Raw genomic sequence first — 22783 nt, 5'->3', positions numbered from 1 at the left:
GAGGCGCACATGACACAAATGATTGTTCAAAACACCGTGAGCGCCGCGACAGGGCGCTGGCCTCAGCTTCTGCCCGCGCTGGGTATAACCGTTGCCCCTCACGGGCATCATTCAGCCTGCCCCGTTTGCGGGGGCAAAGACCGCTTTCGTTTCGATAATCAGGCAGGAAGAGGCACCTGGATATGCAACCATTGCGGTGCCGGTGACGGATTAAATCTGGTTGCTAAAACACTGGATATCACTACGAAAGAAGCCGCCGTGAAGGTGGCTGAGATTCTGGGAGAGGCTCTGCCTCTTCCAGTTCATCACGACGAGGCCGCTGCACAACAGCAAAAAGACGATGCCCGCCAGAAGGCAGCCGGTCAGGCGAAAGCGCTGGTGAATGCCGCCCGCAAAGCGGCAGGGAATGCCTATCTGGAGAAAAAAGGCTGGGTTGATAAGGAAGTGCTAACGTTGCATGGCAGCGGCCTGCGCGTGGGCGGCGTAGATTTCGCGGCGGGTGACCTGATCATTCCGCTTTATGATTTGTCAGGCAACCTGGTCAACACCCAGCTCATTAACGTGTCGGGAGAAAAACGCATGCTTGCGGGTGGGCAGGTTACCGGCTCCGCTCATCATTTTGAAGGGAGCGACAACACTGTTATCTGGATGGCAGAAGGCTATGCAACCGGTCTGACAATACATGCGCTGACGGGCGAAACCGTGTATGTAGCACTGAGTGCCAATAACTTCCCTCATCTGGCTGAGTGCCTGCGTGAGAAATACCCTGACACCTTGCTGCTTATGGCGGCAGATAATGATGAGAACGGCACAGGACAGAAGAAAGCGAAAGAAGCCGCAAATCTGGTCAGCGGAAAGGTTACGCTCCCCTTGGTCGCCGGTGACTGGAACGATGTATTCATGCAGGAAGGTCGTGACAATACGCTGAAACAGCTTCGCGCCTTTACTCAGCAATCCCCACAGAGTCCTTTCGATACGGTCAGTGACGCAGACCTTAAATCCATGAGCGCAAGCGAGAAAGCGGAACTATTAATAACCCATTATGAACAACGGTTAGCGGTACCGCTGATGGGTGAAGACCTCTGCCGCTATGAGAATGGCGCGTGGCAAGTATTGCCCCACGGCATTCTTAGCCGAGAGATCGCCGCTTTATTTCAAAAAATCCGCGCGCCCTTCTCTGCACCTGGTATTAGCGGGATTATTGATACCTTGAAGCTGATGGTGCCTCAAACAGGGAAACCAGCGAGAAGATTGATAGGGTTCCGCAATGGGGTATTTGATACCACCACAGGACATTTTAGTCCCCACAGCCCAAACAACTGGCTGCGAACCGTAAACAGTGTTGATTACACACAACCTAAAGCCGGTGAAAACCTTGCAGAGCATGCCCCTAACTTCTGGCAATGGCTGACGCGGGCGGCAAACCAACAAAGCGATAAGCAAGAGCGCATTCTCGCGGCGCTTTTCATGGTTCTGGCGAACCGGTATGACTGGCAATTGTTCCTTGAAGTGACAGGACCCGGCGGCAGCGGTAAAAGCGTCATGGCAGCCATAGCGCGCATGCTAGCGGGAGAAGACAACACCACTTCCGCAAGCATTGAGACTTTGGAATCCGCACGTGAGCGTGCTTCTGTGGTGGGATATTCATTGATTGTGTTACCCGACCAGGAGAAGTGGAGCGGTGACGGTGCAGGGATTAAGGCAATCACCGGCGGCGATGCAGTCGCGATTGACCCGAAATATCGTGATGCTTATTCAACACATATTCCGGCGGTTATTCTGGCAGTGAACAATAATCCAATGCAGTTCAGTGACCGCAGCGGCGGTGTCTCGCGTAGGCGCGTGATCATCACGTTCCCCGAGGTGATACCCACGAATGAACGAGATCCACAACTGATAGAGAAAATAGGTCAGGAATTGGCCGTCATCGTTCGCCACCTGATGCAACGCTTTGCCGTTCCTAATGAAGCACGCGAGCTGTTACAGCAACAGCAGAATTCCGATGAAGCACTGGAAATAAAACGCAGTGCCGATCCGTTGGTAGATTTCTGCGGTTACCTGCTCGCTGTCAGCACACCAAACGGCCTTTATATTGGCAACGCCAACATTATTCCGGCTAACCCGCGCAAGTATCTCTATCACGCATACCTGTCTTTTATGGAGGCGCGAGGGCATCAGCGCCCTATGAGCCTGACGGCCTTTGGTCGGGGCGTGCCGCAAACGCTGAGAGAATATGAGATTGAGCTTTTGAAGCGTAAGACCAATCAGGGGATGCAAACCAACCTGATATTAAGTGAAGACTCCGAGGCGGATTGGCTACCGAAGTGCGGCATACCTTAGCGTTCACATTAAAACCGGCTCAGGCCGGTTTTTTTATCCCTGAAATGGCGACTGGTCACTTTCAAGTGATGAGTTATGGATAGTTAGGAATAAACCAAGCACCACCTAACAATATGAAATTAAATGCAAAAAATGCAAAAGTGAACAGTGTGACTAGTTTTAACTATAAATCTTTTATTACGCTAAATTTTATGACTTTCGGGCATTTGCTTGACTAAGTTATTTTTGACCCACGGTCAGAAGGCAGGGCATTAGCCTTCGAGAGGGAATATTTGCGATGTTCTGAATGAAATCCAATTTGAGAGTAGGGCATGTACCAGAAGGTGATACTGGAACAAGCCGATACCTGAAATAATTTAGTTAATCAGCGAAACTGAATTTATCCATTGGTTTTGATTCCTGTGGAATAAGGTCTAAGGCTTATGGGTTACAATTCTTGCATTTTTTTTGAAACTAGTTATCATACATTTTACTCCCCTGTGGGGATAACGGTATTGCCTTCTACCAGTTAGAAATAATTGGTCTTCAGCTGTGATGAATCACACTGACGGGGGAAAGGTATCAAAACCTATCCAACCATGTGATAACTTACTTTTACTTGGGTTGATACCGTGGGAAAGCCTGAGTTCAACTCAGGCTTTTTTGTTTAAGGGACTTATGAAATTAGAGATTCAGATTGAAAAGGTAATTCGTGAAGAGGCAGAAAAGCTCATTGAACGCTATCATGAATATCACAATAGAGTTCATATAAATTCCAAAAGAAATAAAAATCGCTTAGGTGATTCTGCACCATCAAAAAAAATACATACTCCTGACTATTGGAGGATTGATAGGAAATTTAATCCATTCTACGTCAAATCCAACTATAAAAGCATTGCTCGTTCTATAGCTAATAAAATAGAGCGGAGAACTTACATTCCTAACAAACCATTTATGAAAGAAGTTGATAAGCCTGATGGTGGCATCAGAAGAGTATCCATATATCAAATACCTGATGCTGCAATATCAAAGCTATTTTTCAATAGACTGTTAGCTAAGAATAGACATCGATTTAGTTCATTTTCTTACGCATACAGGAATGATAGAAACGTTCACTTTGCTATTCAAGACATATCTGTGGATCTAAAGAGGAATGAAAGAACATTTTTGGCCGAATTTGATTTTTCAGATTTTTTTGGATCAATTTCACATGATTTTTTAAATAAACAATTTTCAGAGAATGGATTTTATATAAGTCCTGAAGAGAGATTTGTTATTAAATCTTTTTTAAAAGGTAATAAGGTTGGAATTCCTCAGGGGACATCAATAAGCCTATTTCTAGCCAACTTGACATGCTGGAAGCTTGACCAAAGCTTTGAAATGGAAGGCGTGAAATTTTCACGCTATGCTGACGATACAATTGCTTGGTCACCTGAATACACAAAAATATGTAACACTTTTCGAAAAATCAATGACTTTTCCAAAAGTGCAGGGGTGGAAATAAATCCAAAAAAATCAGACGGCATATCTTTATTGACTAAAGATGGACACCCTGCGGAAATAGTGGCAAAAACCAGTCTTGATTTTTTAGGATATACACTTTCAGTTGATAATGTATCGATAAAAGAAAAATCTTTTAAGAAAATAAAAAAACAAATATCATATATTCTTTACCGAAACCTAATTCAGCCTCTTAAACAGAATTCATTAGCTGGGCAAGTAATACCGGCAAATGACAAAGATAAAAATTTCCTTTCCGCTATATGTGAGATTCGTCGCTATATGTATGGGGGGTTGAGCAATAAACAAATAAAAGATTACCTATCAGGTAGAACGAAGAGAATTTATTTCAAGGGTGTCATGAGTTTTTATCCGCTCGTAGATGATGTTGAACAATTAACTCAACTAGATGGCTGGGTGTTATCGGTAGTACATAGAGCATTAAGGTTACGTTGCAAATTACTTGCTACCCACGGTTTTAGCCGCTCACATAGTTTTCCTTTTAATGCATCGAGAAAAGTACTTTTGACACGATGTGCAAAATATACTATATCAGGGAAAAACCTACTTGAGATTCCGAGTTTTCTACTAATACATAAGGCATTGAAGAAAGGTTTGGAAGAATCAGGTATTGAGAGAGTTATGAACCCTGAATCACTTAATTATGACTATGCATAAACGAATGTATGCGTCTAACAAGAGATCAACTTTTTATTGTGGCTTTGATAGTGCGTGCTGGCGGCCTTATGTCTACTCCTCGCTCTCAGCAGACGGTCAGCTATCACTTATGAAATGAAGCCACAGCGCCCATTTGAACTGAATTCTGATCTCCGCTGTAACGCTGGCGAGATAGTCAGCCGTATAAAGCACAATGAGTTCGCCACACCATTGATGGTTACAAAGCTAAAAATACCGGTAAATAGTGATTTGTGAAGTTCCCAATATGGGTGCCTGCAATCGTCCAATAAACACTTGAGAACCCATCCACTCTCGATGGGTTTAGTAGTGCAGAATTAACGTGGTTGGTAGTAATGAATCCCAGTCAAAATCTGCATTGGTATATGTTTAGGTATACACCACAAATCTGAATTCGTAATTAACTATTTAAAAAATTAATTTAGCTAATTTCCTCAACTTCCCCCAGCCCACCAAATTCTTGGTTGATGGTTACCAGAGCCATCCAACGAAGTCCTGGAAGCCCGCAAGGCGTAAGCCCTGCGGGCTTTTTTGTGCCTCCAATTTGTCCTGGTAACTCTGAAAAAAGGGGCTGCCGATGTGAATTCATTATTGAGCTGTTCAAGAAATAGCGGAATGTCAGGATTTTCTTAGTCCAACATGGATCACGCTGATTTCCACAGCGTAATTTGTACGTAATAGGGTAAGGCTCCACGTACACCGTCGAAGCTTTAAATAAAAAAACGTAAGCATCTTTAAGGCTGATTTAAATTAAAACAATCATGTTAAGTACTTTGGCTTTCAATATAAAACCGAGAAGACAAAAATACTCACTAAAACGACCACATCTCTAATCCTCCTGCATCCAAACCAATATGATTCAGGAGAACAAGCTATGACATCATCTAATGCAAAGTTTTTACCCCTACCCGCTGTCTCGAGCGTAAACAGTCATTCCAGGTCCACAATTTATGACCGGATGAACCCAATAATTTCCCCGTGTTGACCCAACGTTTCCAAGACCAAGGCCTTTTGGGAGTCAGTGGTTGGCATTGGTAGAGGCTCATAGTGAGCTTAGTTCCTGTCCCAATCACCAATAATTACATTTAATTATAATTGACATCAAAAACATTTATTTAAATGATGGAAATATCTTTATTGTTTAAATACATATGGGTAAGTTTGATTTATTTGTTCTTAATATATAATTAAATACTATGCAGACAATGTAAATGATATAAAGCCTTGTGATTTTTGCATCCCTCGTTAATAAACGAGTTTATGGACAAATTTGGAAGCTATTTATGCGCTTAAATAAATTAACTGCAGCAATTCTGTTTTCTGCTATTGGATTCCCAATAATTTCGTCAGCTGCCACTGTGGCGGGAAACGATGAGACGAACACCTTCTCAGGCCTCGATTACTCGATGATGATCACCAAAGATGGTGGTCACACCTGGACTGCGTATACCGACGCATCGCAAAACAACTTCCCAGGTACTGTTTTAGCAGAAGTCGCGCCGAAACAAGAACTGGCTATTATTTCTGAAGACTACGATCCGAACCGCACCTATAAAGGCGGTGATACTGTTCGCTTCCTGGGATACTACTGGACTGCACAATGGTGGGTTGATCAGGGTATCAGCCCGGGCACCGATCCGGTTTGGAAATCCGGCGATGCAATCAATATCAAACCTTACGCCACCTTCCAGTTCACGCCGTATACCGGCCAGAACGCAATCGATCTACAGAACCGTGAAAAGGCCAACGTGGCCGCGCAACGTAAAGTGATTGGCTACTTCCCGGAATGGGGTGTGTATGAAGCACATAACTTCTTTACCCCGGATAAAGTTGACTACTCTGGCCTGACCCACCTGAACTACGGTTTTGCGGTGGTCAAAGACGGTGTAGTGACCATGCATGACACCGACAAAGCTCCGGGCCTGATCAAAGATCTGGATAAACGCACAGAAGCGGCCAACGTGGCGCATATGATTTCTGTCGGTGGCTGGAATAACTCTCAGGAAGGTGTCTTCGAAAACGCAACCGCCACGGATGCAGGTCTTGAGAAACTGGCCAACAGCATGGTCAGCTATATGGCGCAGTGGAATTTCGACGGCCTCGACATTGACTGGGAATACCCGGATACCGAAGCTGAAAAAGCCCAGTTCACCAAACTTATCCAGTCTCTGCGTAGCAAGCTGGATGCACAGGGCCTGAAAGACGATAAGTACTATCAGCTTTCTGCAGCAGTCACTACCAACCACAACAACATTCAGTACATCAACCCAGCTGTGACCGCGCCGTTGCTGGATAGCGTAAACGTGATGGCGTATGACATCCACGGTGCTTTTGATCCATTAACCGGTCATAACGCGCCACTGTTTGAAAACAGCCATGATGAAGATAAAGACCTGAACGTGGCCGACACCATGACTGCTTACGCCGACACCTGGCAGGTACCAAAAGCTAAGCTGATGATGGGGATCCCTTACTACGGTCGTGGCTGGGGTCATGTCCCGGGTACGGAAATCATTGCTGGTTTACCGGGCATGTTCAACACCGGTGCAGCATCGGTCAAAGGCGCATGGGATGATGCAGATCAGTTAACAGGTACCAACCCTTGGTATGTGTTGAAACAAAAACTGAACACTGGCGAATACACCCGCTACTGGGACTCAGAGTCACACGTACCGTATCTCTACAGCAAAACCAAGCAAGAATTCCTGACCTATGACGATCCTCAGTCTATTAAGGAAAAAGTTGACTATATCAACGCTCAAGGCTTTGGTGGCGCAATTCTTTGGGATATCAGCGGTGATACCCCGGAACACGAACTGGGTAATATCGTTAAAGAAGTGAAAAACACGGCTCTGCCGGATGATTCCGACGTGCCGGTACAACCAGACGTCGATCCGATTATTGATAAGGACGATCTGAAGGGTATTCTGGTTAGCCTGCTCAATGGTCAAACAAAAGTTATTGTTAACCTTGATGCAAACAAGCTGAAGAGTGGCTACGGATTTACTGCGTCTGTCGACGGGAATTATCTCTTCAACAGCGACGGTTCCAAATCTGTTAACAACACTGTGGGCCGCTTTGGCAAAGAGGTTTCATTAAGTTCCTCCTTTGATGCCACAAGTCGTCTGAAAGTGGGTTCAGTTATCACTGTGACACGTGATTATCCGAATAAAGCGGTTCTCGGTGAATTAACGGTCACACAGGATATGCTTGACGGTAATAACCCGGTCATGTCTGATGGCACCGTGAGCTCTATTAGCGTGTCAAAAGTCAATAACGTGCCGTATGTGTTCGTTGATTTTGATAAAGCGATACTTCACAGTGCGGACGGTTCCTCTTATGTCGCTAAAGTCATTAATGATGATAAGAAAAAAGGGAACTCCATTTTCAACTGCGATAACGGCAAATGTGCATACAGCACTGTGACTGAAGATAGCTCTGTTTCCCACGTTAAGTCGGATGAGAGAGATATCTCTCTCGGTGAAACCGTTGTCATTGAGCGTATTTCACCTAACCCGGCGACTGTCGCTAAAATCGTCGTCACCAGTTTTGATCCACAACCGCAGCCAGAACCAGAACCAGAGCCAGAGCCAGAACAGGTGCACGGTCTTAAAGCCACACTGTTCCAGAACGGTAATGCTACTGGTGATAGCCTGGATATTACCGGGGACATCGATTGCTTAGACACTGTGAAGATGAAAAATGGTACTGACGCCAATGATGCAGTATCGTCCTTAACGGTGCCAAAAAGTTCGTTGGGGATATATTTATTCACAGACTGTCATTTCAAAGGAAGTAGTTACTCATATATATATTTTAAATCTAAACCTCTCTATGATATGACCCAGTCAGGCATCGACATGAACAAAGCAGCATCATCTGTTCAGGTCGTTAAAGCGATTGCTTATGACGGTTATTATAATGGCCAATCGATAAACATTATGGGTGATACTCCATTGCTCGATGGGGGTTATGAATATTGGGAATATATGCCTAATTTCGGTAGTAAGATGTCCTCAATAAAGGTTGCTGAGGGTTATAACGCCCGCATATATTCTGAACGTGACTATCGTGGGTCTTATATTGATGTGAAGTCAGGCGAACAGATCCCCGATCTTAAAAAATTGTCATTTGATAACAAAGCCCTTTCAATAAAATTCTCCATCGATAAAACTAAGTAATCTTCAATGAACAGCCTTTGACAATGTCATATTAAGTCAAAGGTAAAGCTTAAATCGCCTTTATCCCTGTGGGAAAAGGCGATTTTTTTGCCGGTTAGCTTCAGACTCCGGAAAATTCATCCTGTTGTTTTTAATATAAAAAATAGAACTTACCCTGCTATATACCTCAAAAAAACCTTACTTGTTCTACCCAAAAGCCAATCATCCCTATATCCCGCCACTGCCCGTTTTGAACATAAGTTTGCCGCTTGACCACAACGGGCACGGTCGTCATATTCAAAACAGAGAACCCTGTTTTACCCTCGCCAAAGCCAGGCGGGGGTTTGTTGTTGAGTATCACCGGAGAACACTTGTGAATAAAATCAACTTGCTGATCATCGCGACTTTATCGGCAACCAGTGGCCTGGCACAGGCAGAAACTACGTTGCGCTTTGGCGTCGATCCCTCTTTCCCACCTTTTGAATCTAAAGCACCCGATGGCCAGCTGGTCGGTTTTGATATTGACTTAGGCAACGCCATTTGCGCGCAGGCACAAGTAAAGTGTGAATGGGTCGAAACCGCCTATGACGGCATTATTCCGGCGCTGAATGCTAAAAAGTTTGATGCCGTGCTTTCTGCAATGTCCATGACACCAAAACGTAAAACGCAGGTCAATTTCTCAGACATGCTTTACCACGTACCCAGTGTGCTGATCGCGAAGAAAGGCAGCGGTTTGCAACCCACAGCGGATTCACTGAAAGGAAAAACGGTCGGTGTGGCTCAGGGCACCACGCAGGAAGCCTACGCGCAGGGTGAATGGCAGAAGAAAGGTGTCGATGTGATTTCCTATCAGAATCAGGATTTTGTTAATCAGGATCTGGCATCAGGACGCATTGATGTCACCCTGACTAATGCCGCAGCAGCAGAAACGGGCTTTCTAAAAACGCCTGAAGGCGCGGGTTATGCTTTTGCCGGTGAGCCATTGACGGATACCCGCTACTTAGGTGAAGGCACGGCAATCGGCCTGCGCAAGGATGACCAGGCGCATCTCACACTGATCAATAATGCACTGGCAGAAATCCACAAAAAAGGCACATATCAGACGCTGGAAAAGAAATACTTCACCTTTGAAGTTTATAACAAAAAATCCTGATTGCTTTCCCGTCGCCGCAGGGACCTTGCTCTGCGGCCTTCTTTTTTGAATACCGCTTCCACTTATCAATAGCCGTTACTGAAACATCTAAAAATTTTCCCACGCGTCTGCGCAAACCTCAGTTGTGCCAGTATCTTTTAGTCATCAGCAACCATAAAGTCAGCACAGGTTGAAGTCAGAAAGCGAATAAAGATTAAACAACAATAATCTCTGTCGACGTCTGCTGAAGCGCCTGCAACACATTATTGCTGATACCCGCGTCAGTGATGATAGTGTCAATTTTTTCCATAGGCAGCACCAGGTTATATCCGCGTCGTCCAAATTTGGTGGAATCAGTGACGACGACCACATGCTGAGCGGCCTCGGCCATAATTCCGCTGATGCTGTAGCCTTCATTAAAGGTGGTAATCCCGGTCGCCGCATCAAGGCCGTCAGCCCCGACAAACATCAGGTTAGCGACGATGCCCTGCAACGCATATTCCGTGATATTGCCATGTAAGGAGCGGGTTTTATGCCGCAACGTTCCGCCGCAAACCACCAGTGTAATGTCTGGATTTTCAGACAAAACAAAGGCAGCAGGAAGATTATTGGTGATAACCGTGATGTCCCCTGATTTTACTAACTCCTCGGCCAGTAACATCGTTGTGCTACCACTGTCGAGGATTACGGTATCGCCAGGCTTAACCATGCCAGCCGCCGCCTGTGCGATACGTTTTTTGGGGTCACTGGCCTGAAGGTAGCGTTCTTCCAGTACCAATTCTCCCGGCTGTTTTTCGTGACCGGAAGCGTCCTTCGCAGTCCATCTTGCCGCACCACCATGAAAACGGCTCAGTGCGCCTTTTTGTTCCAGCAAACTCAAATCCGAACGAATGGTCACTTCTGAAACTTCGAAAGCACTCGAAAGATCGGCCACTAAAACACTGCCATTTTCATTCACTAACTCAATGATTTTATGGCGACGTTCATAAGTATTCATTATGGGTAATCCGAAAGGTCATATTCCTCACAGTGTAAACAAAAGGCACCTCAATGAGGAGTAAAAATTCCCTGCGCTGTGAATCACAGCAACTCCGGATGTGCCTGTGCTGCATTCTCAGACTTTACCTTCTCTTTTCCCGATACACGCCCTAAAACGAAAGAAAACGAATGCAATAAACTTACGAAACATTTCGATCACCATCACATAATGCGGAAAACGCTATTGTTTGCCTTTCGCAAAGGTACGATCCTCTTCGGAAACAAACGGAGGCATAAAATGAAAGACATTATTGCTAAACACAAGACAAGCGAAAGAATTGGGATTTGCTCAGTGTGCTCTGCACATCCTCTGGTGATTGAAGCGGCGTTACGCGAAGACCTGCATACAGACCGCAAAGTGCTAATCGAAGCGACCTCAAACCAGGTCAATCAATTTGGCGGATACACCGGGATGCTGCCGATGGATTTTCGAGATTTCGTTCTCGCGATCGCCGAAAATATAGGATTCCCGATGCATCGTTTGATTTTAGGTGGGGATCATCTGGGACCAAACTGCTGGCAGAACGAAAGCGCTGAAAGTGCGATGGCAAAAGCCGAGGTGCTGATTGCCCGCTATGTCGAAGCAGGGTTCAGCAAAATTCATCTGGATGCGTCTATGTCATGCGCAGATGATCCTGTCCCTCTGGCTCCCCTCGTTGTGGCTCAACGCGCTGCGCGTTTATGTCAGGTCGCAGAGAGCGTAGCCACTCCACAGCAGAAAAAGCTGCTGACCTATGTCATTGGTACAGAAGTTCCTGTGCCCGGCGGTGAGTCTTCCTCCATCGAGCAAGTTCATGTCACTAAAGCCGCAGATGCCAGGGCCACACTTGATATGCACCATCAGGCATTTGGTGAACTTGGGCTGAATGATGCAATAAACAGGATTATCGCCGTCGTGGTCCAGCCCGGCGTGGAATTCGATCATAGCCGTGTAATCCACTACCAGCCCGACCTCGCCCGGGATCTGTCCGCGTATATTGCGACTACCCCACTGATTTACGAGGCACATTCTACCGATTACCAGACCCGTGATTCCTATCGCAACCTGGTGAACGATCACTTCGCCATCCTGAAAGTGGGGCCTGCTTTGACTTTTGCCTTACGGGAAGCCGTTTTCGCGCTGGCAAACATTGAACAGGTACTGATTGCGCCCGAGTCCCGCAGCCAGATCCTGACGGTTATTGATAGCGTTATGCTGGATGAGCCCGGTTACTGGAAAAAATATTACCATTCGACATTCAGCCTTTCGCTCATCGACCTGCATTTCAGCCTGTCCGATCGCATTCGCTATTACTGGCCTCACACCCGTATTAACCGGGCGATGGAAGTCTTATTCGCCAACCTGCAATCAGTGGCAATCCCTCTGGGCTTACTGAGTCAGTACCTCCCCGCTCAGTTTGAAAGGGTGATGAAAGGCGAACTCGCCAGCAATCCGCACGAACTTATCATCGATAAAATCCAGGATGTTTTACGCGCTTACCATTTCGGCTGCACACCTGCGCACCCCCTTCAGGAAGGAGCCTGCCATGCATAATTGCGAGGTTTTCGTCAAAACCGGCATCAGTTTTGCGGATCATCACGAGGCGCTAACCCACATCGGTGAACGTATGGTGCAGGAAGGCATAGTGGAAACGACGTATCCGCAAGCCCTGGTAAACCGCGAAGCTGAATTTCCAACAGGGATCCAACTGGAACACCATGCAGTCGCCATTCCCCACTGTGAAGCGACACATGCCCGCAGTCCGGCGATTTATCTCATCAGACCGGATACCGCAGTGGAATTTTTTCAGGCAGATGACGACGGAACTATTCCGGCCTCACTGATTATTGCCCTGATAGTCACTCATCCGGCAGAACAGCTGAAGTTACTACGCCAGTTATTCAGCCAGTTACAAGATCCCGTTTTTTGCGAAAGCTTGCTGACGGTACCTGAAGAGCAGCTTTCCGCGCTGTTTAAAAGTCGCATTTTTATCTCATCACCGGAGAAGCGATCCGCAGCGTGATCCTGAGCGCATTCTCAGCACTGACCCGACGTCTTACCTAAAAAAATAATATTAAAAACAACCTATTGAGGAGTTTTACCGTGAAGCGAAAAATTATAGTCGCCTGTGGCGGAGCTGTTGCCACCTCTACGCTGGCAGCAGAAGAAATCAAAGAACTGTGTGAAGCACATGGCATACAACTGGATCTCGTGCAGTGTCGCGTAACGGAGATCGAAACCTACATGGACGGTGCTCATCTGATTTGTACCACCGCCAAAGTCGACCGCACATTCGGCAGCATTCCGGTCGTTCACGGGATGCCGTTTATCTCAGGCGTAGGCATGGATACGTTGCGCCAGCAAATACTGACCCTGTTACAGGAGTAAGCCATGTTTACTGAAATAATGCGCTACATCCTGGACCTCGGGCCAACAGTCATGTTGCCCGGCGTCATCATCGTTTTCTCTCTGATACTGGGGATGAAACTGGGGGATTCGTTTAAATCAGCAATTCATATTGGCATAGGTTTTGTCGGGATCGGATTAGTCATCGGCCTGATGCTCGATTCCATCGGGCCCGCGGCAAAAGCCATGGCAGAGCACTTCGAAATCAACCTGCAGGTGGTTGATATTGGCTGGCCAGGTTCAGCCCCAATGACCTGGGCTTCACAAATTGCACTGGTTGCCATTCCGATTGCCATCGGTGTGAATATTGTGATGTTGCTGACCCGTATGACGCGTGTCGTCAATGTGGATATCTGGAACATCTGGCACATGACATTCACTGGCGCCATGCTGCATCTCGCCACCGGCTCTTACTGGCTGGGGATTATGGGTGTCGTTGTCCATGCGGCGTTTATCTACAAACTGGGTGACTGGTTTGCGAAAGATACCCGGGATTTCTTCAATCTTGAAGGCATTGCGATCCCGCATGGTTCTTCGGCCTATCTCGGCCCGATCGCTGTGCTGGTTGATACAGTTATCGAGAAAATCCCGGGGCTGAACAAAATTCACTTCAGCGCTGACGATGTGCAAAAGCGTTTCGGCCCGTTTGGTGAACCGGTGACTGTCGGTTTTGTGATGGGGCTGATTATTGGTTTCCTCGCCGGTTATGACGCTAAGGGCGTGCTGCAACTGGCGGTGAAAACAGCGGCAGTGATGCTCCTGATGCCACGAGTGATCAAACCGATCATGGACGGCTTAACCCCCATTGCCCGCCATGCCCGTACCCGTTTGCAAGCCCGCTTTGGTGGACAGGAATTCCTGATTGGTCTGGATCCCGCGCTGCTGCTCGGCCACACCGCAGTGGTATCTGCCAGCCTGATCTTTATTCCGCTGACCATACTGATTGCCGTACTGGTACCTGGCAATCAGGTCCTGCCGTTCGGGGATCTCGCCACTATCGGTTTCTTCGTTGCCATCGCCGTAGCCGTGCATCAGGGCAACTTGTTCCGCACGCTTATCTCCGGTTGCATAATCATGGGCATCACGTTGTGGATTGCCACTCAGACTATTGATTTGCATACACAACTGGCTGCCAATGCTGGCGCACTTACCGCAGGCGGAAGGGTGGCGTCTATGGATCAGGGCGGCTCACCTGTCACCTATCTGCTCATTCAGCTCTGCACACTGAAGAATATCGCAGGACTGAGCGTGATCGGCGTCGTCTATGCCATCGGGGTCTTCCTGACATGGCGTCGTGCCCGCCAGTTTACGCAGGCAGAAAAACAAGCAGTGATTGCACAGGCTAATTCTTAACTTCATCTCAGCGGGGGGGATCCCCCCGCTCAAGGAAACCGACTATGAAATCTGTTGTGGTACACACCGGCGGGAAGATGACAGTTGAAGATCGCCCGGTTCCGGAACTCAAAAGCTCCGGTGATGTACTGGTTCGCATCGCCTACTCAGGTCTTTGCGGGTCAGATATCCCGCGTATCTTCGCAAACAGCTCGCATTATTATCCCATTACCCTCGGCCATGAATTCAGCGGTCATGTCGTCAGTATCGGGGAGGATATTCACGACCTACAGGAAGGTGATGCCGTGGCCTGCGTTCCTTTACTCCCGTGCTTTGAATGTGAAGAGTGCAAGAAAGCCGCTTATTCGCAGTGCAAACACTATGACTTTATTGGCTCCCGCCGCGAGGGAGGACACGCTGAATATGCGGTGGTTTCCCGCAAAAACTTGTTCAAATTGCCAGAGAATGCCTCCCTTTTGCAGGGCGCTTTCCTCGAGCCCATTACGGTAGGTCTTCATGCCCTCAAACTGGCCGGTGGCTGTCAGGACAAAGAGGTCATTGTGATTGGCGCAGGCACCATCGGACAACTCATCATTCAGGCCGCCAGCGCACTGGGAGCAAAATCGGTGACGGCTGTTGATATCAATCCTCAGCGTCTGGCTCTTGCGCTGGAAACCGGTGCCAGCCATGCCTTTAACAGCGCAACGCTGAGCGCAGACGACATTCGGCAGAAAACACAAGAACGACGCTTTAATCAGTTGATCATAGAAACAGCAGGCACACCGCAAACTGTTGCGCTTTCCCTCGATATTGCCGGCCCTAAAGCTCAGGTGGCGCTGGTCGGGACGTTACATAAGGATCTAACCCTTAACGTTTCTACCTTCAGCCATATCCTGCGCAAAGAACTGACGTTACTGGGCAGCTGGATGAATTATTCCGCCCCCTGGCCGGGCAGCGAATGGCAGCAAGCGACACAACTTTTTGCTGAGAAAAGGATAAATCTGGACGCGCTGATCGCGAGCATTGGAGCACCGGAAGACTTTGTCAGGGAAGTGACGGCACTCGCAGGAAAGCCGATGACAGGGAAAATTTTACTGGATATGACAGGGAGCTGAAACAATGTATCTGATTTCAAACAGGGAAATGCTGCTTGCCGCGCAGCGAGACGGTTATGCAGTGCCTGCGTTCAACGTCCACAATCTGGAGACTGTGCAGGTGGTAGCCGAAACCGCGGCAGCCATGAGTTCTCCGGTGATCCTTGCAGGAACACCAGGCACATTCAGTTATGCCGGAACAGATTACCTGATCTCGATATGCCACGAGGCGGCGCGAAGATACCGCATCCCACTGGCACTGCACCTGGATCATCATGAGGATCAGGGAGATATAGAAAGCAAAGTCCGTGCGGGGATCCGCTCCGTCATGATCGACGCCTCTCACTTCCCGCTGGCAGACAACATTAAACAGGTGAGCGAAGCTGTCAGGCTTTGTCATGGCTTTGATGCCAGTGTCGAAGCGGAATTAGGCCGCCTGGGCGGTCAGGAAGACGACCTGGTGGTTGAAGAAGGCGACAGCTACTTTACTGATCCGATAGTGGCGAAACACTTTGTTGAAGCGACGCGAATTGATTCGCTGGCCGTCGCCATTGGTTCTGCTCACGGCTTGTATCAGGGAGAACCCAAACTGGATTTCACCCGTCTTGGACAAATCCGCCAGCAGGTTGATATTCCGCTGGTTCTGCACGGTGCATCGGGGATTCCGGAGGAGATGATCCACCGGGCAATCGGTCTGGGGATCTGCAAAGTGAATGTCGCGACCGAGCTGAAAATTGCCTTTGCGGATGCTGTGAAAGCGTATTTTGCAGAACATCCGGACGCTAACGATCCGCGAAAATACATCGTGCCGGGAAAGCTCGCGATGCAAAAAGTCGTGGAAGAAAAAATCAGGATTTGTGGCAGTGCCGGGCGATTATGACACGCCTGTATTAACGAAGCGGGCCCGCGCCCGCTTTCCGGATTTTTGTAAAGTGCAGGTTGCAGCTGTCATTCCATTCTGATTTTATGGAAGTTCATTAATAGTAAAATGGAAACTGCTATGACCACCCTGAACCATTTTGGCCAACCCATCGGTGACGCCCTGCCCGACTGGCAGCCTCGCGAGCGCCCCGCGCATGTTCAGCTTGATGGCCTCTGGTGTCATCTTGAGCCTCTGTCCTGCGAACGCCATAGTGAGGATTTATTTAACGCCTGGCACAGCATTGATGACAATCGGGACTGGACCTATCTCGCCGTCGACCGCCCTGCAACGCAGGCAGATTGCGACGTGTTTATTTCCCGGCAGGAAAAAAGCGAAGATCCGCTGTTTTTCGCGGTGGTGGATAACGAAACACAGCGCGCCGTGGGCAGCGTTTCTCTGATGCGTATCGATGCCGTGAATGGCGTTGCCGAAATTGGCTGGGTGAACTGGTCACCGCTTATGAAACGCACACGTTTTGGCACTGAAGCCATTTACCTGCTGCAACGTTATCTGTTCGATACCCTGAAATATCGCCGCTGCGAATGGAAATGCCACAGCCTGAATGAGCCGTCAAAACTGGCCGCAAAACGCTTCGGGTTTGAGTATGAAGGTATGTTCCGTCAAGCCATCATCAATAAAGGCCACAACCGTGATACCTGCTGGTATTCGGTTCTTGACCACGAATGGCCGGCCTCAAAGGCAGCGTTTGATCGCTGGTTAAGTGCAGATAATTTCAATGCGGAAGGTCAGCAGAAGCAACGTCTGGAAGAGCTGCGCTGACAGGCATTGCCTGCGTTGTTTACTGACGCAGGCAGAACGGTTCCTTCAAAAAAAACCCCTCAGGAGTTCAGCGCAGACAATACCGTAACATCAGGCCACGCGTAGATAATATTAGGCGAACGCCACAGCGGACCGGCATCGGTATAGCGCCCGGATTCCAGCCCCCCCAGCGCACGGTAGAACCCAATTGCAGGATCGTTGCCTTCTACAACTCCCAGCCCTGCACTTTTAAAACCCTCACCCGCCAGATGTGTTGCGGCTTTGGCAATCAGTAATTTGCCAATCCCCTGACGCTTAAATGCAGGTGAAACATACAGGAATTTGATTTCGGCCATCTCGCCAAATTCAGGGTTTGAAGAAGCCGAAGCCAGACTGAATCCGGCTAATTTGCCTTCAACTTCCGCGATAAAAATGCCCTGACCGGTAGCAGGATGCGCAAATTTATCCTGCCAGAAGGATTTACGACGCGGAACATCAAGCGCGTTAAAGGCTTCCGGCGGTGCCAGTTCGCGATAAGTATCACGCCAGATGGCAACGTGTAATTCAGCCAGTGAATCAATATCTTTCGGTTCAGCAATCCGTATAGTGCAGGCTGGCACGGCATCCCTCTTCGTCAAAATGTTTGGAAAATCATAACGTCAGCTGAGTATAGTCAGCCTTTCTCTTCCCGCGCCAGCAAACTGCGTTTTCGTTCCACGCCCCAGCGGTAACCGGAAATATTACCGCCCGTTTTAACCACCCGATGACAGGGAATGGCGACTGCCAGCAGGTTTGCGGCGCAGGCCCCGGCCACAGCGCGGACTGATTTAGGCGAACCGATTTTAGCGGCAATTTCGGCATAACTGGCGGTATTTCCCGGTGGGATATCACGTAATGCCTGCCAGACGCGCTGCTGGAAAGCTGTTCCGCGAATATCCAGCGGCAAATCCAGCCCAATCTGAGGCGCTTCGACAAAGCCAACAACCATAGCAATTCGCTGTTCGAAATCCGCATCGCCGCCCAGCAATTCCGCTTGTGGAAAACTGTTTTGCAGCTCATTGATCAACTTTTCAGGATCGTCGCCCAGTAAAATGGCGCAGATCCCCCGCTGACTTTCGGCAACCAGAATATCGCCCAGTGAAGATTTGCCGATGGCAAACCAGACGCGCACATCGCGGCCACCGGAGCGGAAATTTTGCGGCGTCATGCCCAGCGTGGCTGCGGACGTTTCGTAAAACCGGCCATCGGAAGGATATCCGGCCGCGTGGATCGCTTCGGTTATCGTTGCAGAATCAGCCAGCTTTTCACGTACGCGCCGGGCGCGCTGCGCCTGCTGATACTCTTTTGGCGTCACGCCGGTTTGCGCCTTAAACAGGCGATGAAAGTGATAAGCACTGATACCTACTTCGGCGGCCAGCTGATTAAGCGTAAGCGTCCCGGCAACTCCCTCCAGCAAGCGGCAGGCCTGAGCTACCCGCTGAGCGTGAAACTGCGCCAGTGAAATCAGTCCCTGACGGCAGCGTTTGCACGGGCGAAAACCTGCCTGTTCTGCGGCTTCGGCATCATCAAAATAGAGAATATTTTCCGGATTCGGTTGCCGTGACGGGCATGAAGGCGCGCAGTAAATACCGGTGGTTTTTACCGCGTATACAAATTTGCCATCCGCGTTCACATCACAGCTGACGACCGCCTGCCAGCGCGGATCCTTCACCTGCGCAGAGGGGAGGTTTTCCGCTACCGTATTGTTGATGACTTGTGTTTTACCTGACATTTTCTGCCTCACGTTTCCCGACTGGATGACCGCCAGCATAAGCCGCCATTATCCCTTTTACCCTCCGGCGCTTGCTTTCTTATTCAATGCCGGACTTTTAGCCTGCCACCGGCTTTAACGGCGTGTCGAGGATCATCTGATAAAAGGCCAGATCCAGCCAGCGGTCAAATTTAAATGCCGCCTGTTTAATGGTCCCGGTATGACTGAATCCGTTTTTTTCGTGCAGGGCAATACTGCCGCTGTTGGCCGCGTCAATCGCGCCAATCAGCGTATGTACGCCACGTTCACGTGCGGCATCCACCAATGCATTAAGCAGGATTTTACCCAGCCCTTTGCCACGGTGATCTTTATGAATATAAATAGAATGTTCGACCGAATATTTATACGCAGGCCAGGCGCGGAACGTGCCGTAACTGGCAAAACCCAGCAGTGCGCCCTGCGCGTCTTCCAGCCCGATCACCGGAAAGTTATGGGTCAGTTTAGTGGCAAACCAGGATGTCATGCTGTCGATATGACGTGGTTTATAGTCATACAACGCGGTGGACGTCAGGATCGCATCATTAAAAATATCCAGAATAGCGACAGCGTGCTGGCGTTCGGTGCAGGTGATCATTTTCATCATTTCTTCCCCGGTGACTTCCGTTGGACGTTCAATTCCACTATAGTAGAATTAATTCTACAAAAGTAAACAACGGAACGGATCCCATGTCAATCGACCAACTGATCGCCACACGTTTGCAGTCTTTGCGTAAAACACAGGGTTTGAGCCTGGAACAACTGGCCAGCAGTTCAGGTGTCAGTAAAGCGATGATCTCCAAAATTGAGCGGCAGGACAGCAGTCCAAGCGCCAGCCTTTTAGGCCGCCTGGCCGCCAGTCTGGGTGTTTCGCTGGCGCAGTTGCTGTCAGAAGATAACGAACAACCCGCGCCATTACGTCCGCTTGCACAGCAGGAAGTGTGGCAGGATCCGGATATCGGTTATCTGCGGCGTCAGGTGACGGCGCATGAGGAAAACGGCGGACCGGAACTGGTAGAAATCACGCTGCCAGCCGGCGCGCGCGTCAGTTATCCGGGCTGGAGTCATCAGGCGTATAAACAGCGTCTGTGGCTGGTGGAAGGGTCGCTGACTGTCGATTATGGCGCGGAAAAGTATGCGTTATTCGCAGGGGATGCGCTGACGTTTGGTGTGGATTTGCCGATCACCTTCAGTAATCCCGGCACTGAGCCGTGCCGGTATTTGCTGGTCATGAGCGACAAATAGTTTCCACGCTTTCAGCTGCGCCAGTGCGCGGTCAGGCTAATCAGAGATCTAACGTGCCGTCGATCAGCGTACATGTATCGCCGCCGATCCAGGGTTCGCCATCGACAAACGTCACGGTTACGCGGCCATCGCGCTGGAGTTTAGTCCCCTGCCGCACGCGATAAGTTTGTGCCATATGTTCTCCGTCGGGGAAATTCGCGGCTTTCAGCACCCGCGCCAGACAGGCATTGGCGCTGCCGGTAACCGGATCTTCTTTCAGCACGCCGTCCTCATCAATAATCGCGCGCACTTCGTAATCCGCAGAACCGTTTTTATCGTGCAAACCGTAAACCGCGATACCGTTAATGCCCAGTTGCGTTTGCAACTGGCTGACAGCTGCAGCGTCAGCGGTGATATTCAGACATTCTTGCGCGCTTTCCATCCGCACCACCAGCCAGATGATCCCCATATCGACGTTGACCGGCGTAACTTCTGCCTGAATCTTTCCCCCGCGTAATGCCTTCGCCAGCAACTCCAGATGCTGAGCATCAAGCGGACTCTGTTTCGCTGGCGGCGCGGAAAATGCTTGCCCGCCTTCTGCCAGCTGTTTCACCTGCACCAGCCCGACGCCACATTCCTGGACAAGATATCCCGGATTTTTCGGCTGCAACCCGCTTTGCAACAGCGCGTAAGCTGTTCCAAGCGTCGGGTGTCCGGCGAACGGCAGTTCTTTGTCGGTAGTGAAAATCCGTACGCGATAATCGGCTTGTGGTGAAGCGGGTTTGAGCACAAACGCCGTTTCCGCAAGATTCGTCCAGCGGGCCATTGCAAACATCTCGGCGTCTGTCAGTCCTTCGGCGTCGAGTATCACGGCCAGGGCGTTGCCTTTCAGCGGCTGGGCGGTGAACACATCAACTTGTTTAAAACGGCGCAGGCGGGTCATAGCAAATCCTTTTTAATCATTGAGTAAGGAACGGCGAAGTCACTGAGTTTAGGAATATTTCGATAAGTTATCGAGAACCATGTCAGTCGCGGGCGGCTGACCTATGCTTAACAGAGCTTCCAAAATATCCTAAAAACACAAGGAACAGAAAGATGCCCGTGAAGGATTTGATAGGTATTGGTATTGGTCCCTTTAATTTAAGCCTCGCCGCCATGGCAAAAGATACCGGAAAACTCGACGCCGCCTTCTTTGACGCTAATCCGGAATTCAGCTGGCACCCCGGCATGTTACTGCCGACAGCCACCATGCAAACCTATGTGTTGCAGGATCTGGTGACCACCGTCGCCCCGCGCAGCGAGTTTTCTTTCATCAATTATCTGGTGGAACAGAAGAAAATTTACCGCTTTCTGGCGACGGAACAACTGATCATCAGCCGTGATGAGTTTTCCGATTATCTGCGCTGGGCGTGCGACCGCATCCCTGATCTGCATTTTTCCGAACCGGTTGAGCGCATTGATTTCGATGACAAGCGGCAGGAATTTATCGTGCAGAGTAAAACAGGCGAGCACCGTGCGCGCAATATTTGCCTCGGCACCGGCCATGCACCGTGGATCCCAAAACCGGCGCGGGCGGCGCTGGGCGAAAACTGTTTTCATGCGGCTGAGATTGAACTGCGCGAACCGGATTTCACCGGCAAACGCGTGGCCGTCGTCGGTGGCGGACAAAGCGGCGCGGACATTATTCTCAACGCGCTGAGCGGCCACTGGGGCGAATTTGCCGAACTGAGCTGGATATCACGACGCCCGAATTTTCAGCCGCTGGATGAATCGATTTTCACCAATGAATATTTCACGCCGGAGTATGTGAATTACTTTTATACGTTGCCGGAGGAAGTACGTGAGCAGGAAATCGCCACCCAAAAACTGCCTTCCGATGGCATCAGTTATCACACGCTGGAAGATATTTATAAGCAGCTGTATCACCGTTTCGATGTGCTGCATCAGCCGCGTAACGTTCGTTTATTGCCCCACCGCGCGCTCGATCATATCGTACGTCATGCGGGCGGTGATTTCAGTTTGCAGGCAAAACACGGGCTGGAAAAATGCGAAGAGCATTTCAGTGCCGATATCGTGATTCTGGCGACCGGCTATCGTCCCGGTTTACCGGATTATCTCGAGCCGTTGCTGGACCGCATCCCCTATGACCACGAACAACATTTGCCGCTTCAGCCGAATTTCAACCTGCGCTGGGACGGCCCTGAGCAGAACCGCATTTACGCGGTGAATGCCGGGATTCACAGTCACGGCAGCGCCGAAGGGCAACTGACGCTGACCGCGTGGCGCTCGGCGAAAATCCTCAATCATTTGCTGGGCGAAGCGCACTACGATTTGCGGCCAGTGCCTTCACTGGTGCAATGGTGGTCGGACACGCCGGATGCGGGCAAGCGCGGTAAATAGCAGGCACAAAAAAGCGGAGCATCAGGCTCCGCTTT

The 22783-nt window shown here is 49.3% G+C and carries 18 protein-coding genes; 13 read left to right on the top strand and 5 right to left on the bottom strand.

The window, feature by feature from the left end; translation table 11 throughout:
- Positions 1 to 9 precede the first annotated feature (9 nt).
- The 4 genes from CKQ54_RS08215 to CKQ54_RS08200 all read left to right on the top strand — a co-directional run bounded on the left by CKQ54_RS08215 (position 10) and on the right by CKQ54_RS08200 (position 9828).
- Positions 10 to 2340 (top strand): primase-helicase zinc-binding domain-containing protein, encoded by a 2331-nt coding sequence (locus CKQ54_RS08215; RefSeq protein WP_120160898.1) that lies wholly within the window; start codon positions 10 to 12, stop codon positions 2338 to 2340.
- 657 nt (positions 2341 to 2997) lie between these two features.
- Entirely contained in the window at positions 2998 to 4497 is a 1500-nt protein-coding gene (locus CKQ54_RS08210; RefSeq protein ID WP_120160900.1) for a reverse transcriptase domain-containing protein, read from the top strand.
- Positions 4498 to 5798: 1301 nt separating this feature from the next.
- On the top strand, positions 5799 to 8696 hold the full coding sequence (locus CKQ54_RS08205) for a glycosyl hydrolase family 18 protein (protein ID WP_120160902.1): 2898 nt from the start codon (positions 5799 to 5801) through the stop codon (positions 8694 to 8696).
- 352 nt (positions 8697 to 9048) lie between these two features.
- Positions 9049 to 9828, top strand: a complete 780-nt coding sequence (locus tag CKQ54_RS08200; RefSeq protein WP_120160904.1) for an ABC transporter substrate-binding protein — start codon at positions 9049 to 9051, stop codon at positions 9826 to 9828.
- A gap of 193 nt (positions 9829 to 10021) precedes the next feature.
- Here the strand turns inward: CKQ54_RS08200 and CKQ54_RS08195 are convergent, their stop codons facing one another.
- Complete coding sequence (locus CKQ54_RS08195) at positions 10022 to 10804, bottom strand: DeoR/GlpR family DNA-binding transcription regulator (RefSeq protein ID WP_120160906.1); 783 nt, start codon at positions 10802 to 10804, stop codon at positions 10022 to 10024.
- Between the two features lie 279 nt (positions 10805 to 11083).
- Here CKQ54_RS08195 and gatZ point away from each other — a divergent pair, with 279 nt between their 5' ends.
- From gatZ to CKQ54_RS08160, 7 genes are all read left to right on the top strand, one after another.
- Entirely contained in the window at positions 11084 to 12379 is a 1296-nt protein-coding gene (gene gatZ / locus CKQ54_RS08190; RefSeq protein WP_120160908.1) for a tagatose-bisphosphate aldolase subunit GatZ, read from the top strand.
- Positions 12372 to 12848, top strand: coding sequence for a PTS galactitol transporter subunit IIA (gene gatA, locus CKQ54_RS08185; protein ID WP_120160910.1), 477 nt, complete (start codon positions 12372 to 12374; stop codon positions 12846 to 12848). The genes gatZ and gatA overlap by 8 nt, the downstream gene beginning before the upstream one ends.
- 80 nt (positions 12849 to 12928) lie before the next feature.
- Entirely contained in the window at positions 12929 to 13213 is a 285-nt protein-coding gene (gene gatB / locus CKQ54_RS08180) for a PTS galactitol transporter subunit IIB (protein WP_120160912.1), read from the top strand.
- 3 nt (positions 13214 to 13216) lie between these two features.
- On the top strand, positions 13217 to 14584 hold the full coding sequence (locus CKQ54_RS08175) for a PTS galactitol transporter subunit IIC (RefSeq protein ID WP_120160914.1): 1368 nt from the start codon (positions 13217 to 13219) through the stop codon (positions 14582 to 14584).
- A gap of 44 nt (positions 14585 to 14628) precedes the next feature.
- Positions 14629 to 15678 carry a galactitol-1-phosphate 5-dehydrogenase gene (gene gatD / locus CKQ54_RS08170; RefSeq protein ID WP_120160916.1) on the top strand — a complete coding sequence of 350 codons (1050 nt, stop codon included), beginning with the start codon at positions 14629 to 14631 and terminating at the stop codon, positions 15676 to 15678.
- 4 nt (positions 15679 to 15682) lie between these two features.
- Positions 15683 to 16537, top strand: a complete 855-nt coding sequence (locus CKQ54_RS08165) for a tagatose bisphosphate family class II aldolase (protein WP_120160917.1) — start codon at positions 15683 to 15685, stop codon at positions 16535 to 16537.
- 120 nt (positions 16538 to 16657) lie between these two features.
- Complete coding sequence (locus CKQ54_RS08160) at positions 16658 to 17359, top strand: GNAT family N-acetyltransferase (protein ID WP_120160919.1); 702 nt, start codon at positions 16658 to 16660, stop codon at positions 17357 to 17359.
- A 59-nt stretch (positions 17360 to 17418) separates the two neighbouring features.
- Here the strand turns inward: CKQ54_RS08160 and CKQ54_RS08155 are convergent, their stop codons facing one another.
- The 3 genes from CKQ54_RS08155 to CKQ54_RS08145 form a co-directional block, all read right to left on the bottom strand.
- Positions 17419 to 17958, bottom strand: a complete 540-nt coding sequence (locus tag CKQ54_RS08155) for a GNAT family N-acetyltransferase (RefSeq protein ID WP_120160921.1) — start codon at positions 17956 to 17958, stop codon at positions 17419 to 17421.
- Between the two features lie 53 nt (positions 17959 to 18011).
- Positions 18012 to 19109 carry a bifunctional DNA-binding transcriptional regulator/O6-methylguanine-DNA methyltransferase Ada gene (gene ada, locus CKQ54_RS08150; RefSeq protein WP_120161149.1) on the bottom strand — a complete coding sequence of 366 codons (1098 nt, stop codon included), beginning with the start codon at positions 19107 to 19109 and terminating at the stop codon, positions 18012 to 18014.
- A 97-nt stretch (positions 19110 to 19206) separates the two neighbouring features.
- Positions 19207 to 19731: a GNAT family N-acetyltransferase gene (locus CKQ54_RS08145; RefSeq protein ID WP_244220187.1), complete on the bottom strand. Its 525-nt coding sequence runs from the start codon at positions 19729 to 19731 to the stop codon at positions 19207 to 19209.
- A gap of 83 nt (positions 19732 to 19814) precedes the next feature.
- Here CKQ54_RS08145 and CKQ54_RS08140 point away from each other — a divergent pair, with 83 nt between their 5' ends.
- Positions 19815 to 20369, top strand: a complete 555-nt coding sequence (locus tag CKQ54_RS08140; protein WP_120160923.1) for a helix-turn-helix domain-containing protein — start codon at positions 19815 to 19817, stop codon at positions 20367 to 20369.
- A 40-nt stretch (positions 20370 to 20409) separates the two neighbouring features.
- Here CKQ54_RS08140 and CKQ54_RS08135 read toward each other — a convergent pair whose 3' ends face one another.
- Positions 20410 to 21291 carry a PhzF family phenazine biosynthesis protein gene (locus CKQ54_RS08135; protein WP_120160924.1) on the bottom strand — a complete coding sequence of 294 codons (882 nt, stop codon included), beginning with the start codon at positions 21289 to 21291 and terminating at the stop codon, positions 20410 to 20412.
- Between the two features lie 152 nt (positions 21292 to 21443).
- Between CKQ54_RS08135 and CKQ54_RS08130 the strand changes: the two genes are divergently transcribed.
- On the top strand, positions 21444 to 22748 hold the full coding sequence (locus CKQ54_RS08130) for a lysine N(6)-hydroxylase/L-ornithine N(5)-oxygenase family protein (protein WP_120160926.1): 1305 nt from the start codon (positions 21444 to 21446) through the stop codon (positions 22746 to 22748).
- Positions 22749 to 22783 lie beyond the last annotated feature (35 nt).

The sequence above is a fragment of the Rahnella variigena genome (genome assembly GCF_003610915.1).
GTDB classification, from domain to species: Bacteria; Pseudomonadota; Gammaproteobacteria; order Enterobacterales; family Enterobacteriaceae; genus Rahnella; species Rahnella variigena.
Note: the sequence above shows the minus strand (reverse complement) of the source record. Positions and strands in the feature narration are given on the sequence as shown.

Coding starts and splice junctions, on each gene's coding strand:
- CKQ54_RS08215 (WP_120160898.1), top strand. CDS start 10: ATGACACAAATGATTGTTCAAAACACCGTGAGCGCCGCGACAGGGCGC.
- CKQ54_RS08210 (WP_120160900.1), top strand. CDS start 2,998: ATGAAATTAGAGATTCAGATTGAAAAGGTAATTCGTGAAGAGGCAGAA.
- CKQ54_RS08205 (WP_120160902.1), top strand. CDS start 5,799: ATGCGCTTAAATAAATTAACTGCAGCAATTCTGTTTTCTGCTATTGGA.
- CKQ54_RS08195 (WP_120160906.1), bottom strand. CDS start 10,804: ATGAATACTTATGAACGTCGCCATAAAATCATTGAGTTAGTGAATGAA.
- gatZ (WP_120160908.1), top strand. CDS start 11,084: ATGAAAGACATTATTGCTAAACACAAGACAAGCGAAAGAATTGGGATT.
- gatA (WP_120160910.1), top strand. CDS start 12,372: ATGCATAATTGCGAGGTTTTCGTCAAAACCGGCATCAGTTTTGCGGAT.
- CKQ54_RS08175 (WP_120160914.1), top strand. CDS start 13,217: ATGTTTACTGAAATAATGCGCTACATCCTGGACCTCGGGCCAACAGTC.
- gatD (WP_120160916.1), top strand. CDS start 14,629: ATGAAATCTGTTGTGGTACACACCGGCGGGAAGATGACAGTTGAAGAT.
- CKQ54_RS08165 (WP_120160917.1), top strand. CDS start 15,683: ATGTATCTGATTTCAAACAGGGAAATGCTGCTTGCCGCGCAGCGAGAC.
- CKQ54_RS08160 (WP_120160919.1), top strand. CDS start 16,658: ATGACCACCCTGAACCATTTTGGCCAACCCATCGGTGACGCCCTGCCC.
- ada (WP_120161149.1), bottom strand. CDS start 19,109: ATGTCAGGTAAAACACAAGTCATCAACAATACGGTAGCGGAAAACCTC.
- CKQ54_RS08145 (WP_244220187.1), bottom strand. CDS start 19,731: ATGATGAAAATGATCACCTGCACCGAACGCCAGCACGCTGTCGCTATT.
- CKQ54_RS08140 (WP_120160923.1), top strand. CDS start 19,815: ATGTCAATCGACCAACTGATCGCCACACGTTTGCAGTCTTTGCGTAAA.
- CKQ54_RS08135 (WP_120160924.1), bottom strand. CDS start 21,291: ATGACCCGCCTGCGCCGTTTTAAACAAGTTGATGTGTTCACCGCCCAG.
- CKQ54_RS08130 (WP_120160926.1), top strand. CDS start 21,444: ATGCCCGTGAAGGATTTGATAGGTATTGGTATTGGTCCCTTTAATTTA.